This is a genomic window from Sphingomonas olei (assembly GCF_045369765.1).
Classification (GTDB): Bacteria; Pseudomonadota; Alphaproteobacteria; order Sphingomonadales; family Sphingomonadaceae; genus Sphingomonas; species Sphingomonas panaciterrae.
Window position 1 is genome coordinate 1 of the sequence record NZ_JBIQEU010000080.1, and the last position, 839, is coordinate 839.

General features: G+C 60.8%; 1 protein-coding gene. It reads right to left on the reverse strand.

What is annotated here, in order from left to right; translation table 11 throughout:
• On the reverse strand, positions 1-552 hold a 552-nt coding region (locus ACH0BU_RS18130; protein WP_500264486.1), incomplete at its 3' end, for an MFS transporter.
• Between the last annotated feature and the right edge of the window lie 287 nt (positions 553-839).

Genomic DNA, 839 nt, shown 5'->3' on the forward strand with positions numbered 1-839 from the left:
AGGTTCCTGCTCATCCGGCGCTATCGGCCGGCGCAAGCCGCTGGCCAGGATCACGGTGGCGAGCAAGACGTAGCTGGCAGCATCAATGAGCAAAGCACTGCGCGCGCCGATCCACGCAATCAGGATACCGCCCGCTACCGGACCTGCAAGCATCCCAACACCGCGCACAAGCTCAAGCACGGAATTCGCGCGGCTGAGCGGCATGCCAAGTGCTGTCGCCAGTACGGGTATAAGCGCGAAGGTCGCCGTTCCGCTGATGGCGAAGCAGATGCTGAGCACGCTTGCGCCAACGAGCGTCGGCAACATCGCCGTGTTGCCGGCAATCCAGGCGAGAAGCGCCGCTTGTGCTAGGCCGGTGACGACAAGTATTCTGCCAGCATCACGCCTATCGACAAAGCGACCGATGAACGGAGCAGCGATTAAACCAGGTAGCAGCTGCGCAATCAGCAGCATGGGCACGGCAAAACGCGTCTCGTTCTCGGCAGCCCGAAACATCAGAGTGATGAGGGAGATCTCGTCACCAATGGTGGAGACAGTTAAGGTCACCAGCACAAGCCAGCCCCAGCCCGATCTGATCCGTACAGCTACCGTCCCGGGTCCCTCCATAACAGGCATTTGTCTGAGGCCGGGTGCTGAAGCAACTTATTTGCCCGGCGGGCGCTCGACCGGAAGATATTCAGGGCAGTGCTTCCGCAAAGCCCGCTGCGTACAGAAAAACCGGGCGAACTCGAGATGGCAGCGAGTAGAGGATCGCTGTCGGAAAGCCACCAGTCCGTTCTCCAGCCAAACCCGGCCATTTCGCTTAGGGTGTCATTTCGCCCTCAGCCGGAACCGACCCC